The following is a 13619-nucleotide window of genomic DNA, read 5'->3' as shown; positions in this document are numbered from 1 at the left end:
ACGCGGGTGTAGCTCAGTTGGTTAGAGTGCCGGCCTGTCACGCCGGAGGTCGCGGGTTCGAGCCCCGTCACTCGCGCCACTTTCCTTGACCGGAGGGTGGATATGGTGTTCCAGACTGCATCGTCTGGCGGTTGAAAAACCGCAAAAGATGTCGCCCTGCGCGGGTGTAGCTCAGTTGGTTAGAGTGCCGGCCTGTCACGCCGGAGGTCGCGGGTTCGAGCCCCGTCACTCGCGCCACCTTCCTTGACCGGAGGGTGATTTTCCCGGATATTGCATCATCTGGCGGCCCCGTGGGTCGATAAGGATGCAGCGCCTACGCGGGTGTAGCTCAGTTGGTTAGAGTGCCGGCCTGTCACGCCGGAGGTCGCGGGTTCGAGCCCCGTCACTCGCGCCACCGCTTCGATAAGGCGGTGGGAATAGGGATATCAGCGCCAGCGCCCGGTTTCCATCCAGGCCAGCAGCCGCCGCAGCGGCAAGACCCAGATCCACACGATCCCCAGCACGACATAGACCGGCACCTGCGCCCACATGGGCAGCGCGCCGATCAGGCCGGACAGGCTGCCCACCATGATGGCCCACAGCGCGATCAGTGCCACGATCGCCAGCATGCCGACAGGCTTGCGCCAGCTTGGCTGGTGATAATGACGCGGGTCTATGCTCATAGCTCCGGTCCTTCGATCAGTTCGACTTCGGTCATGATGATGTCCAGCGGCAGATCCCATGGATCGGCGGGCACGGTGTCCAGCTCCTGCGCGGACCAGGCGATGCCGACGCGCAGCGCATCGGGGAAGCGGGCGAAGGCCCGGTCATAATAGCCGCCGCCCTGACCCAGCCGGTTCATCGCGCGGTCGAACCCGACCAGCGGCGCGATGATGACATCGGGTGCGACAGGGCCGTCCTTCGGCTCTGGATGGCTGGTGCGGAACAGGCCGGGGACCAGATGATCCTCAGGCTCCCAAGGCAGGAAATCCATGCTGCCCAGCCGGTCGAGGACGCGCGGCAAGGCGACGACTATGCCCATCGCCTGCAACTGCGGGGCCATCCGCTGCGCGGGTGCCTCGTCATCCAACCCCATATAGAGCGCCACGATCCGCGCGTCGGCGACCCGGCGGGCCAGTGGGGAGGGGATGGCCTTGAACGCCAGCCGGTGGGCCAGCGGGTCCAGCGTGGCGACGAAGCCGCTGCGCCGTTGCCGTGCGATGGCACGCAGGCTGTTCTTGTCGGCGGCGGGTGTATCGTCGCTCATGATGACCTTATCGGACCGGAAGAGGGGCTGGGGCAGGGTGACGGGACCGCCTCGGCCGTGTGCTGGAATATCCTCTGACGCCTCAACGTCAGGTGGGGACCATGTAGAACGGGCCGGAGCCCGCCCAGGGACAGCCCCCTTGGATGTGATTATCGCCTCAGGGATGTTCGCTAAAGCTCGTACCGCGCAGTGCCCGTCGCCGACCAATCTAGGCGTTGTCGGCCCGACCGGCAAGTCGTTCGCGCAGCTTTTCTATGCGCCCTGCCAAAGCCTCGATCGCCCGAACGCTTGGCTCGTCGTCGCCGTCCAGTTGCAGGCGCGCCTGCCGGCCGGCATTGTCCCGCTTCAATTCGTTGAGTTCGTCGGCCAGGAACAGCGCGGCGAACAATAATGTGCGGACTTCCGTCAGCCCCGGCGTGCTTTGCTGCGCCACGCGCGCCTTTTCCTCGATCAGGCTGGCCAGGTGCGCCAGATGGGCTTCCTCGCCATCGCGGCAGCGGATCTGATAATGGCGGCTGGCGATCACCAGGTTCGTTTCAGCCATGGGCATGCCCTTTCAGCGTGTCGATAAGATCGTCCAGCGAGCGAAGCGCGGCGCGCGCGGCTTTCTGGTCCATAGCGGGGAGGGGATCGGCCGGGGCCGTCAGACCCGCCACATCCTGTTCAAGCCGGCTTACAGCACGCTCCAGCGTGCCGATCGCCTGCATCATGCGGTCGCTTGCCATCCTGCATCCATAGCGAAAGAAAAGGCCCTGCAAAAGCGCTCTTTCGGGCAGCTGGCCGCGCTCCTGGCACCCGTGCGGTTGACGCATGGGGCTTGACGCGACAAAGGGGGCGCGATCTCGACTCGCCTGCATGCGCGCGGGCGCCGTCGCTTGCCATGTTCAGGAAAGACGCCAGCCCAGATGACCGTTTCCGAAAAGTCGCTCGCCAACGCCATCCGGGCGCTGTCCATGGACGCCGTGCAGGCCGCCAACAGCGGCCATCCGGGCATGCCGATGGGCATGGCGGATGTGGCGACCGTGTTGTTCGGCGATTATCTGAAATTCGATCCCACCCAGCCGAAATGGGCCGATCGCGACCGTTTCGTCCTGTCGGCGGGCCATGGGTCGATGCTGATCTATTCGCTGCTGCACCTGACCGGCTATGCCCGTCCGACCATCGAGGACATCGCCAATTTCCGCCAGTTGCACAGCCCGTGCGCCGGCCATCCCGAAAATTTCGAGCTGGCAGGCGTGGAAGCCACGACCGGACCGCTGGGTTCGGGCCTGGCCACCGCCGTCGGCATGGCGATCGCCGAGCGTCACCTGAACGCGCAGTTCGGCGACGATCTGGTCGATCACCGCACCTGGGTGATCGCGGGCGACGGCTGCCTGATGGAAGGCATCAACCATGAAGCGATCGGCCTGGCCGGGCACCTGAACCTGGGCCGCCTGATCGTGCTGTGGGACGATAACAAGATCACCATCGACGGTGCCGTCGACCTGTCGAGTAGCGAAGATGTGCTGGCCCGCTATGCCGCGACCGGCTGGCATGTCGTGTCGTGCGACGGCCATGACGTTGCCGACGTGCGCCGCGCGCTGGCCGAAGCGGTCGCCGACAGCCGCCCCTCGATCGTCGCCTGCGCGACCAAGATCGGCTATGGCGCGCCGAACAAGGCCGGCACTTCGGGGGTCCATGGTTCCGCGCTTGGCACCGACGAAGTCGCCGCCGCTCGCGAATTCCTGGGCTGGACCGACGCACCCTTCGTCATCCCCGCCGACATTGCCGACGCCTGGAAGGCGATTGGTGCCAAGGGTCGCGACGTTCGCGCCGCGTGGGAAGGTCGCCTTGCAAACAGCGGTAAATCTCCGGAATTTACCCGTCGCATGGCTGGCGAACTGCCTGCCGACTTCTCGCTGGAAGCCTATATCGACACGCTGATCGCCAACCCGCAGAAGGTCGCCACCCGCAAGGCGAGCGAACTGGCGCTGGGTGCGATCAATGATCTGCTGCCCGAAACGCTGGGCGGCTCGGCCGACCTCACCGGTTCCAACAACACCAAGACCAAGTCGACCGGTCCGCTGACCAAGGACGACTATAGCGGCCGTTACGTCTATTATGGCATCCGCGAATTCGGCATGGCCTGCGCGATGAACGGCATGGCGCTGCATGGCGGCGTCATCCCCTATGGCGGCACCTTTCTCGTCTTCTCCGACTATATGCGCGGCGGCATCCGTCTGGCGGCGCTCCAGCAGCAGCGCGTCATCCATGTCCTGACCCATGACTCGATCGGTCTGGGCGAAGACGGCCCGACCCATCAGCCGATCGAGCATGTCATGTCGATGCGCATGATCCCGAACCTGGACGTCTATCGCCCGGCCGACATCGTGGAAACGGCGGAATGCTGGGAACTGGCGCTCAAGGACGCAACCGGCCCGTCGGTGCTGGCGCTGACCCGCCAGAACCTGCCGCAGCTGCGCACGGAAAAGGCTGAAAACCTCTCGGCCAAGGGCGCCTATCGCCTGGTCGCCGCCACCGCCGCGCGCAAGGTCGTCATCCTTGCCACCGGTTCGGAAGTCGAAATCGCCGTCGACACCGCCAAGGCGCTGGAAGCACAGGGCATCGGCGCCGACGTCGTATCCGTGCCCAGCTTCGCGCATTTCGATGCGCAGGACGCGGCGTACAAGGCCGACATCCTGCCTGCCAATGTGCTGCGCGTCTCGATCGAGGCCGGCACGACCTTCGGCTGGGAACGCTATACCGGCCTTGACGGCCTGCGCTTTGGCATCGACAGCTTCGGCGCGTCGGCCCCGGCGGAAGATCTTTACGATCATTTCGGCCTGACCGCCGCAAAGATCGCGCCGCAGATCGCGGCTGCGCTCTGACATATCCGGGCGGGCCGCCAGCATGATGACGGCTCGCTCAAACCTTTATCCAACCGAACAACAACACCCCAGGAGGCTAGTGCAGTGGCAACGAAGGTAGCAATTAACGGTTTTGGACGTATCGGCCGCCTGGTGGCGCGCGCCATTCTTTCGCGCACCGACCATGATCTGGAACTGGTCAGCATCAATGATCTGGGCGACGTCAAGTCCAACGCCCTGCTGTTCAAGCGTGACAGCGTACATGGCAACTGGGCCGGCGACGTCAGCGTGGACGGTGATTTCCTCGTCGTGGACGGCAAGAAGATCAAGGTGACGGCAGAGCGCGACCCCGCCAACCTGCCGCACGCCGCGCTGGGCGTCGAAATCGCGCTGGAATGCACCGGCATCTTCACCACGAAGGACAAGGCCAGCGCCCACCTGACCGCCGGCGCCAAGCGCGTCATCATTTCCGCGCCCGGCACCAATGTCGATCGCACCGTCGTGTTCGGCGTCAACCATGACGCGCTGACCGCCGATGATATCGTCATTTCGAACGCCAGCTGCACCACCAACTGCCTGGCCCCGCTCGCCAAGGTCCTGAACGATGCGATCGGCATCGAAAGCGGCTTCATGACGACGATCCACAGCTATACCAACGACCAGAACACCCTGGATCAGTTGCACAGCGACATGCGCCGCGCCCGCGCCGCCGCCCTGTCGCAGATTCCGACCTCCACGGGCGCTGCCCGCGCGGTCGGTGAGGTTCTGCCCGAATTGAAGGGCAAGCTGGACGGATCGTCGATCCGCGTGCCGACCCCGAACGTCTCGGTCGTGGACCTCAAGTTCATCCCCAAGCGCCCGACCACGAAGGACGAGGTCAACAGCCTGCTCAAGGCCGCGTCGGAATCCGGCCCGCTCAAGGGCGTGCTGGGCTATTCGGACGAGCCGCTGGTGTCGATCGACTATAATGGCGATCCGCGCAGCTCGACCGTGGACAGCCTGGAAACGGCCGTGGTCGATGGCAAGCTGGTCCGCGTTCTGAGCTGGTACGACAATGAATGGGGCTTCTCGAACCGCATGATCGACACCACCGGCGTCGTCGCGAAGTTCCTGTAAGACGAAGGTTGAAGGGCAGGCGAAAGTCTGCCCTTTCTCGTCATCCCAGCGAAAGCTCGGATCTCGCTTTCTTCCTCGGCGCAGGAAGGCGAGGGCGATCCCAGCCTTCGCTGGGATGACGTCTATTCAGATTAGGGGAAGATATATGACCAAGCCCTTCAAGACGCTCGACGATATGGGCGATATCACCGGCAAGATCGTGCTGGTGCGCGAAGATTTGAATGTGCCCATGCAGGACGGTTCGGTCAGCGACGACACCCGCCTGCACGCGGCGATGCCGACCGTGCTGGAACTGGCCGATCGCGGTGCCAAGGTGCTGATCCTCGCCCATTTCGGCCGGCCCAAGGGCCAGAAGAACCCCGAATATTCGCTGTCGAAGATTACCCGTCCGCTGACGCAGGTGCTGGGTCGCGACGTGCAGTTCATCCCAGACTGCCAGGGTGAAGCCGCCACAGATGGCATCGCGGTCATGCGCCCCGGCGACATCGCGATCCTTGAAAATACCCGCTTCCATCCCGGCGAGGAAAAGAACGATCCGGCACTGGTCGATGCGATCGCGGCGATCGGCGACCTGTATGTCAACGATGCTTTTTCCGCCGCGCATCGCGCCCATGCCTCGACCGAGGGGCTTGCGCACAAGCTGCCATCCTTTGCGGGTCGTTCGATGGAAAAGGAACTGGACGCGCTTCAAGCCGCGCTCGGCGAACCGGTCAAGCCGGTCGCGGCCGTCGTGGGCGGGGCCAAGGTGTCGACCAAGCTGGATGTGCTCAACAACCTCGTCACGCAGGTCGATCACCTCATCATCGGCGGCGGCATGGCCAACACCTTCCTCTATGCCCGCGGCGTCGATATCGGCAAGTCGCTGTGCGAGAAGGATCTGGCCGACACCGCCGAAGCCATCTTCGACAAGGCGGAAGCGGCCGGCTGCATCATCCATCTGCCCTATGACGTTGTCGTGGCCAAGGAATTTGCCGCCAACCCGGCGTCGTTGCGCACCTGCAACGTGCATGAAGTCGCGGAAGACGAGATGATTCTGGACGTCGGCCCGGCCGCTGTCGAGGCGCTGGGCGATGCGCTCAAAAATTGCCGGACCCTGGTGTGGAACGGCCCGCTTGGCGCCTTCGAGATCGCGCCGTTCGACGCGGCGACCGTTGCGCTGGCGAAGACGGCGGCTGCGCTGACCAAGGAAGGTCAGCTGACCTCGGTGGCCGGCGGTGGCGATACGGTCGCGGCGCTCAACCATGCGGGCGTGGGAAGCGACTTCAGCTTCATCTCGACCGCTGGCGGCGCCTTCCTGGAATGGATGGAAGGCAAGGAACTGCCGGGCGTGAAGGCGCTGTTCGTCTGATCGTGCAATCATCCGTTCGCTTCGAGCGAAGTCGAGGAGCATGTCTCGACTTCGCTCGGCACGAACGGAAGCTTTTACAATATCTTACCGCGCGATGCTCGCGCCCCGATCGAACAGCAGGAAGGCGAGGGTGGCGACGCCGCCGATTGCCGCGCCGGCCAGCGCGCTGGCGCTCCAGCCGCCCGCTTCATAGGTGACGGAGCCGATCACTGATCCCAGCGCGCCGACCAGGAACATCACCGTCACATAGGCCGCGTTGATCCGTCCGCGCGCATGGGGATCGAGCGAGAAGATCAGCTTCTGCCCGGTGATCTGGCTCATCTGCACTGCGCCGTCGATCAGCACCGCCATGATGGTGAAGCCGATCAGGCTGCCCGCCGCCACGGTCCAGTCGGCCAGCAGGAAACCGGCCGTCAGCCCCGCCAGCCCGATAAGGGACGCGGGCCGGGTCAATTTGCGATCCGCCATCCAGCCCGCAATCGGTGCCACCAGCGCGCCGCCGGCCCCCGCCAGTGCAAAGGCGCCGACACCGGCATGGCCCAGGCGAAATTCGTGGATCAGCGCCAGCGGCGCGGCGGTCCAGAACAGGTTGAAGGCCGCGAACATCGCCGCCTGATAGAATGCGCGCATTCGCACGACCCTATGCACGACCAATTGCGAGAAGGTCGATGCCAGCACCTGCCCATAATGCATGCCGCCCTTGGGCTGGCGCCTGGGGCAGGCGGCGAGCAGCGCGATGCCGACCATCGCCATCACGATCGCCGAGACGATGAAGGTCGCGCGCCAGCCGACCGATCCGGCCAGGAAATTGGCGACGGGGCGCGACAGCATGATGCCGAACAGCAGGCCGCTCATCACCGTACCCACCACGCGCCCCTGTTTTTCCGGGCTGGCGAGGTGGGAGGCGAGAGGGACGAGCACCTGCGCGCCGGTCGCGCCCACGCCGGTCAGGATCGAGGCGACAAGGAAGCTGGTCGGGCCGTTGGAAAAGGCGATGGCGAGGCAGCCGATGATCGTGGCTACGATCGAGGTCAGCACGATCCGCCGGTTTTCGAACAGGTCGGCCAGCGGCACGACCAGGAACAGTCCGACGCCATAGCCCAGTTGCGTCAGCGTGGTGATGAGGCCCGCGACGCTGGCCGACATGCCGATTTCCGGCCCGATCACGTCAATAAGCGTTTGCGCATAATAAAGATTGGCGACCATCACGCCGCAGCCGACCGCCATCAGCAGGATGGCGGCGGGGGACAGGTCGGCGGGCTTGGCGGCGGCTATGCTGGTCATGCCCTGCCCTATGGGTCCCAAGTCGCAACCTTTCAACCCGTATCAATGTGATTCATGGTGCGATGCAGCGTACCGGGCGCAGAATTTGGGCTAGTCCGCCTTGCGGTGCGACATGGGACTGGCTACCAGCCCCTTTACCGGCGATCATCATTACAAAGTCGCACCCGGCAGGTGGATGGTGGAGCGTCCACCGACAGTCTAATTTCGTGCCGCGATGTCGCGGCGCCCAAGGGAAGGTATGTGCAGATGCTGGATCAGGACATGAAGCAGAAGATCGCGACGGGCGAAGGCTTTATCGCTGCGCTCGACCAGAGCGGCGGTTCCACGCCCAAGGCGCTCAAGGGCTATGGCGTCGAGGAAAGCGCCTGGTCGAGCGAAGAGGAAATGTTCGGCCTGATCCATGCGATGCGCAGCCGCGTCATCACCGCGCCGCCCTTCACCGGCGACAAGGTGCTGGGCGCGATCCTGTTCGAACGTACGATGGACGGCACCGTCGATGGCAAGCCGACCCCCACTGCGCTGATCGAGCGGGGCGTCGTGCCCTTCATCAAGATCGACAAGGGTCTGGAGGATGAGGCGAACGGCGTGCAGCTGATGAAGCCCAATCCCGGCCTCGACACGCTGCTCGCCCGCGCCAAGGGCCTGGGCGTGTTCGGCACCAAGGAACGTTCGGTCATCAACCTGGCCAACCGCGAAGGCATTGCTGCCGTCGTCGCGCAGCAGTTCGAAGTGGGCAGGCAGGTGCTGGCCGGCGGCCTGATGCCGATCATCGAGCCGGAAGTGAACATCAAGTCGCCCGAACGCGCCGAAGCTGACCAGATATTGCTGGAAGAAATCCTCAAGCATCTCAATGCCCTGGACGAAGGCGTTCAGGTGATGCTCAAGCTGTCGCTGCCCGCCAAGGCCGGCCTGTTCGATCCGCTGGTCGACCATCCCGCCGTGCTGCGCGTCGTCGCCCTGTCGGGTGGTTTTGCGCGTCCGGAAGCCTGTATCGAGCTGTCGAAGAATCGCGGCATCATCGCCAGCTTCAGCCGCGCGCTGCTGAACGACCTGCGCTACCAGATGACCGACGAGGAATTCAACGCATCGCTGGGCGAAGCGATCGACGAAATCCACGGCGCTTCGGTCGCCAAGCAGCCGGTCGCGGCCTGATGGGATTTGGGGCCGGGCGGCGATAGAGCTGCCCGGCCTTTTCATGAGAGAATGATGCGTTCGTTTCGCGCATAGTCTAGATATGGGAAGTGCGGTTTTGGTCGTTTCTCGACTGCGATCGCCGCGAACGGCTATTGGGCGTTTTGACGCTTCACCACCGGCAACACCTTGTCCAGCGGCAGCGCCTGCGCCGTGCCGCGATGGCCCACCACCGTCTGCGCCTTGAACAGGGCGTTCAGTACGGCTTCCTCGGTCGCTTCGATCGTCGCCTGAAACAGCGGTGACATCTTGTCATTGGGCAGATCCTCCATCCCCGCCACGGCGTTGCGCTTCGCCGCCGTCCGCCGTACCGCCACATTCGTGGAAAACGCCACCGCATAGTCGCCCGACCCGTTGGAAAAGCTGGACCCGGTCCGCGCGATTCCGCCAAAGGCGCGCTCGGCAACCCGGCGCAGATTGCGATCGGAGAGCGGCGCATCGGTTGCGATCACGATCACGACCGATCCGTCCGCCTTCTTTTCCTCGACCTGTTTGCGATAATCATATTGGCCGAGTTTCACGCCCACCGGCACGCCCGCGATGGTCAGTATGCCGCCATAATTGGCCTGCACCAGCACGCCGATGGTCCAGCCGCCAAGCGAAGCGGGCAGCTTGCGCGACGATGTGCCGATCCCAGCCTTATATCCAAAGGCGATGGTGCCCGTGCCCGCGCCGACCGCGCCTTCTTCGACCACGCCGTCCTTGGCCGTCTCAATTGCCCGACGCGCGTCAGCGATCGTCACATGGCGAGCGCGAATATCGTTGAGCATCCCGTCATTGGTTTCGCCCACCACCGCGTTGACCGACCGCACTTCCTCATTGCCCGGTTGGGCCAGCGTCCATTCGACCGAGGCCGCCGCCGCCTCCGCTACGTTGAGCGTATTGGTCAGCAGGATCGGCGTTTCGATCTCGCCCAGTTCGGCCAATTGGGTCGATCCCATGAACTTGCCGAAGGCATTGTAGGCGACGAAGCCGGCCGGCACCTTGTCCTGGAACAGGTTGCCGCCATGGGGCAGGATGGCGGTGACGCCGGTGTTGACGTCATGGCTGCGCGGCAGCGTCACCTGACCCACCATCACGCCGGCGACATCGGTGATGGCATTGCGCGGTCCGGGGGACAGGATGCCCACGCGCACGCCGACTTCGCGCGCACGCGGCCGTTGGGTGTCCTTCGCCACAACGGGTGCGCCCGACAGCAGCAACAGGATGGCGATGGCGTGGCGCATGATGCTTTCCCCAATTTTATGAAGGGTTTTCTCTATCAGCGGCGAAGGCGCACCGCCACGCTCTTGGCGTCCGCGCCTGAATGGCTATAAGGCGCCCATGACCGACTTCACCGACGAAGAGCTGGCGCTCGATCCACATTTTGCCGACCAGTTCGAAGCAGGCTTTCGCCCCGCCTGCCAGCTATACCTGATTTCCCCGCCGACCATCGGCGAGGATTTTGTCGATCGGTTGGCGCAGGCTTTTGACGGGGGTGAGGTCGCCGCTTTCCAGTTGCGATTGAAGGGGCTGGATGAGGACGCCATCGCCGCTGCTGCCGCGCCGTTGCAAAGGCTGTGCGCGCAGCGGGAGGTCGCCTTCATCATCAACGACAGCGTGGCATTGGCCCAGCGGCTTGGCGCGGACGGCGTTCATCTGGGGCAGGGCGATGGCGACCCGAAGGAGGCGCGCAAGCTGCTGGGGCCGAAGGTGCAGATCGGCGTCACCTGCCATGACAGCCGCCATCTGGCGATGGAAGCGGGCGAGGCCGGGGCCGATTATGTCGCGTTCGGCGCTTTCTTTCCCACCACGACGAAAGACGTGACGCATCATGCGGAGCCTTCGATCCTGGGATGGTGGACGACGCTGTTCGAACTGCCCTGCGTCGCGATCGGCGGCGTGACGGCGGACAATGCCGGCCCGCTGGTCGCGGCCGGCGCCGATTTCCTGGCGGTGAGCGGTGCGGTATGGAACCATCCGGACGGTCCTGCCGCCGGCGTGGCCGCTTTCAGGGATGTCTTGGCCAGCAAGGCCCCGCCGCCGCGCTGATGCCACTATATTTTCCCTCTCGCATGTAAGCGGGGAATGATGGCGTCGCACCCTTACGCCTTTTCGCGCGTTCTCTCCTCACAACTACGGAGAGTAGCGCCTTGAAAAATCACCTGTTGCTTGCCGCCCTGCTGTGCAGCGCCTGCAATGTGAACGTCACGGATGCCAATGAAAGCCAGCCTGCGCCCAACGCCGCGCAGCCGGACAATAGCGCCGCTGCTCAGTTGGCCGTGAAAAAGGCGGCCTATGATTTCCCGGTCGTGCAGGAGCAGAACCCGCCGCAGCCCAATCGCATCCTGATGGCGCAGGTGGCGCTCGATCGCTGGGGTTTCTCGCCGGGCGTTCTCGATGGGAAGGACGGCATGAGCTATAAGGCGGCGTTGCGCGGTTTCCAGGCAGCCCACGACCTCCCCGTGACGGGGGAATTCGACCAGAAAACCGGCGCCGCCCTGCTGGAAGGGGACGCGCGACCGAGCACCTATCTCGTGAAAATTCCCGACGATTTCGCGCGCGGTCCTTTTTTTAACATGCCCAAGGGTCTGAACGAGCAGGCGAGCCTGCCCGCCCTTACCTACCGCAACCTGCTGGAGAAACTGGCGGAACGGTTCCACACCACGCCAGAGGCGCTCGTCGCGCTCAATCCGCCGAACACGAAGGTAGCCGCTGGTGCGACGATCCGGGTGCCCGCGATCGACAATCAGCCAGTGGCGCAGATCGAAGGCGACGAGCGCGGCTGGGGCGAGACGCTGGCCAGCCTGGGCGTGGCCAAGGATCAGCCGCAGGCGGACCATATCGTGGTCGACAAGTCCGAAGGGCTGCTCAAGGTCTATAATGCCCAGAACCGCATGATCGCGCAGTTTCCAGTGACGACCGGGTCGCAGCATGATCCGCTGCCGCTGGGCGAATGGACGATCAAGGGAGTCAGCCGCAATCCCGATTTCCATTATAATCCCAACCTCTTCTGGGACGCTTCCAGCAAGGATCAGAAGGCTGTGCTGAAGCCCGGTCCCAATGGTCCGGTGGGCGTCGTGTGGATCGACCTGTCGAAGGATCATTATGGCATCCATGGCACGCCGGAGCCGCAGACGATCGGCCGCACCGAAAGCCATGGCTGCATCCGCCTGACCAATTGGGATGCCGCCCGCCTTGCCCAGATGGTGAAGAGCGGGGTCAAGGCGAAGTTTCAGGCATGAGCAGGCGGGCGTGGGCAGGGGGAGCGGCGGCGCTGCTTCTCTGCGCGGCCTTCGCCCATTTTTGCGTGCGGATAGTGCCCGCGGATGTGCCATCCTCATGGGCGCCACCGCCACAGGTCGATGGCACGCCGGACAATGGATCGCTTTTGATCCCGGTGGAAGGCGTGCCCGCTTCCGCGCTGACAGACACCTTCACGCAGGCGCGGGCCGGCGGCGCCCGGCCGCATGACGCGATCGACATCATGGCGGCGCGGGGCAGGGCGGTGCTGGCCGCTGCCGACGGTCGCATCGAAAAGCTGTTCTGGAGCGGGGATGGCGGACGTACCCTCTATCAAAGATCGACCGACGGACGATTGATCTATTATTATGCGCATCTGGATGCCTATGCGACGGGCCTGCGCGAAGGGCAGCTGCTCCGACGCGGACAGCGCATCGCCACGGTGGGCAGTACGGGCAATGCCGATCCGGCCGCGCCGCACCTTCATTTCGCGGTGAACGTCATGCGGCCGGGCGAGCCCTGGCATGGGGGGCGGCCGATCAACCCCTATCCGCTGCTGGTGCAGCGTTGATCTGTCCTACAGCGCCATGTCCATGCTACATTCGCCAAGGAGGGTCGACTTTCCGAAAATATCCTATGCAGGACATGTAATTTCAGCATTTGCGGGAAAAGTGCGAAGTTAAGGTCCGACCCGGCTCCCTCTTGCCCTTCGCGCCCGCCCGCTGTAAAGGCGCGCCCAGCCTCAAAGAGGCCGGCTCTTTTCCACCTTCAGACATATAGGCAGGCTCTTCCCATGGCGAAGATCAGCGGCGTGGACATTCGTCCCGGCAACAATATCGAATATGAGGGCGGCCTGTGGCGCGCCGTCAAGATCCAGCACACCCAGCCCGGCAAGGGCGGCGCCTATATGCAGGTCGAACTCAAGAACCTGATCGACGGTCGCAAGAACAACGTCCGTTTCCGCTCCGCCGAAAGCGTCGAGCGCATCCGCCTCGACACCAAGGATTTCCAGTATCTCTACGCCGAAGGCGACATGCTCGTCTTCATGGATCAGGAAAGCTACGAACAGATCAACCTGCCGTCCGAACTGCTGGGTGAAGCCGCCGACTTCCTTCAGGACGGTATGGAAGTGACGCTGGAAATGTATGAGGAACGGCCGATCTCGGTCCAGTTGCCCGACACGATCGAAGCGACCGTGGTGGAAGCCGACGCCGTGGTGAAGGGGCAGACCGCCTCGGCCAGCTACAAGCCGGCGATCCTGGACAATGGCGTGCGCGTCATGGTGCCGCCCCATATCGTCAGCGGCACGCGCATCGTCGTGGACGTCTATGCCCGCGAATATGTGAAGCGGGCCGACTGATGCGGC

Annotated in this window: 14 protein-coding genes and 3 tRNA genes; 11 read left to right on the top strand and 6 right to left on the bottom strand. The window is 64.1% G+C overall.

The annotated features are described in order from the left end of the window. The first annotated feature begins 2 nt into the window (after nucleotides 1-2). The 3 genes from AC07UX_RS05790 (at nucleotide 3) to AC07UX_RS05780 (ending at nucleotide 394) form a co-directional block, all read left to right on the top strand. Nucleotides 3-79 (top strand) — tRNA-Asp (locus AC07UX_RS05790). 81 nt (nucleotides 80-160) lie between these two features. After that, nucleotides 161-237 (top strand) — tRNA-Asp (locus tag AC07UX_RS05785). A gap of 80 nt (nucleotides 238-317) precedes the next feature. After that, nucleotides 318-394 (top strand) — tRNA-Asp (locus tag AC07UX_RS05780). A 31-nt stretch (nucleotides 395-425) separates the two neighbouring features. Here the strand turns inward: AC07UX_RS05780 and AC07UX_RS05775 are convergent. The 4 genes from AC07UX_RS05775 to AC07UX_RS05760 all read right to left on the bottom strand — a co-directional run bounded on the left by AC07UX_RS05775 (nucleotide 426) and on the right by AC07UX_RS05760 (nucleotide 1971). After that, complete coding sequence (locus AC07UX_RS05775) at nucleotides 426-662, bottom strand: DUF2842 domain-containing protein (RefSeq protein ID WP_495190999.1); 237 nt, start codon at nucleotides 660-662, stop codon at nucleotides 426-428. Then, on the bottom strand, nucleotides 659-1246 hold the full coding sequence (locus AC07UX_RS05770; RefSeq protein WP_495190998.1) for a 5-formyltetrahydrofolate cyclo-ligase: 588 nt from the start codon (nucleotides 1244-1246) through the stop codon (nucleotides 659-661). Before AC07UX_RS05770 ends, AC07UX_RS05775 begins: the two co-directional genes overlap by 4 nt. 208 nt (nucleotides 1247-1454) lie before the next feature. After that, nucleotides 1455-1790 (bottom strand): cell division protein ZapA, encoded by a 336-nt coding sequence (locus AC07UX_RS05765; protein ID WP_495190997.1) that lies wholly within the window; start codon nucleotides 1788-1790, stop codon nucleotides 1455-1457. Beyond that, nucleotides 1783-1971: a hypothetical protein gene (locus tag AC07UX_RS05760; RefSeq protein ID WP_495190996.1), complete on the bottom strand. Its 189-nt coding sequence runs from the start codon at nucleotides 1969-1971 to the stop codon at nucleotides 1783-1785. Before AC07UX_RS05760 ends, AC07UX_RS05765 begins: the two co-directional genes overlap by 8 nt. Nucleotides 1972-2151: 180 nt before the next feature. Here AC07UX_RS05760 and tkt point away from each other — a divergent pair, with 180 nt between their 5' ends. The 3 genes from tkt to AC07UX_RS05745 all read left to right on the top strand — a co-directional run bounded on the left by tkt (nucleotide 2152) and on the right by AC07UX_RS05745 (nucleotide 6556). Beyond that, the gene (gene tkt, locus AC07UX_RS05755) at nucleotides 2152-4113 is read left to right on the top strand and encodes a transketolase (protein WP_495190995.1); all 1962 of its coding nucleotides are present in this window, start codon (nucleotides 2152-2154) and stop codon (nucleotides 4111-4113) included. 84 nt (nucleotides 4114-4197) lie between these two features. Beyond that, nucleotides 4198-5208: a type I glyceraldehyde-3-phosphate dehydrogenase gene (gap, locus tag AC07UX_RS05750; protein ID WP_495190994.1), complete on the top strand. Its 1011-nt coding sequence runs from the start codon at nucleotides 4198-4200 to the stop codon at nucleotides 5206-5208. Nucleotides 5209-5353: 145 nt separating this feature from the next. Then, entirely contained in the window at nucleotides 5354-6556 is a 1203-nt protein-coding gene (locus tag AC07UX_RS05745) for a phosphoglycerate kinase (RefSeq protein ID WP_495190993.1), read from the top strand. Nucleotides 6557-6640: 84 nt separating this feature from the next. Here the strand turns inward: AC07UX_RS05745 and AC07UX_RS05740 are convergent, their stop codons facing one another. Next, a complete protein-coding gene (locus AC07UX_RS05740; RefSeq protein ID WP_495190992.1) occupies nucleotides 6641-7840 on the bottom strand; it encodes an MFS transporter in 1200 nt (399 codons plus the stop codon). A gap of 246 nt (nucleotides 7841-8086) precedes the next feature. On the opposite strand from AC07UX_RS05740, the gene AC07UX_RS05735 reads away from it, so the two are divergent. Then, complete coding sequence (locus tag AC07UX_RS05735) at nucleotides 8087-8992, top strand: fructose bisphosphate aldolase (RefSeq protein WP_495191801.1); 906 nt, start codon at nucleotides 8087-8089, stop codon at nucleotides 8990-8992. Nucleotides 8993-9123: 131 nt separating this feature from the next. Here AC07UX_RS05735 and AC07UX_RS05730 read toward each other — a convergent pair whose 3' ends face one another. Continuing rightward, entirely contained in the window at nucleotides 9124-10257 is a 1134-nt protein-coding gene (locus AC07UX_RS05730) for a DmpA family aminopeptidase (RefSeq protein ID WP_495190991.1), read from the bottom strand. Between the two features lie 97 nt (nucleotides 10258-10354). Between AC07UX_RS05730 and thiE the strand changes: the two genes are divergently transcribed. The 4 genes from thiE to efp all read left to right on the top strand — a co-directional run bounded on the left by thiE (nucleotide 10355) and on the right by efp (nucleotide 13613). Then, nucleotides 10355-11062, top strand: coding sequence for a thiamine phosphate synthase (gene thiE, locus AC07UX_RS05725; protein ID WP_495190990.1), 708 nt, complete (start codon nucleotides 10355-10357; stop codon nucleotides 11060-11062). A gap of 101 nt (nucleotides 11063-11163) precedes the next feature. Next, a complete protein-coding gene (locus tag AC07UX_RS05720; RefSeq protein ID WP_495190989.1) occupies nucleotides 11164-12255 on the top strand; it encodes a L,D-transpeptidase family protein in 1092 nt (363 codons plus the stop codon). Continuing rightward, nucleotides 12252-12824 carry a M23 family metallopeptidase gene (locus tag AC07UX_RS05715; protein ID WP_495190988.1) on the top strand — a complete coding sequence of 191 codons (573 nt, stop codon included), beginning with the start codon at nucleotides 12252-12254 and terminating at the stop codon, nucleotides 12822-12824. The genes AC07UX_RS05720 and AC07UX_RS05715 overlap by 4 nt, the downstream gene beginning before the upstream one ends. 222 nt (nucleotides 12825-13046) lie before the next feature. Continuing rightward, nucleotides 13047-13613, top strand: coding sequence for an elongation factor P (gene efp, locus AC07UX_RS05710; protein WP_495190987.1), 567 nt, complete (start codon nucleotides 13047-13049; stop codon nucleotides 13611-13613). Nucleotides 13614-13619 lie beyond the last annotated feature (6 nt).

The sequence above is a fragment of the Sphingobium sp. GW821-FHT02B05 genome (genome assembly GCF_059421905.1).
The sequence above is the reverse complement of the archived record's forward strand: the minus strand, read 5'-3'. Positions and strand labels throughout refer to the sequence as shown.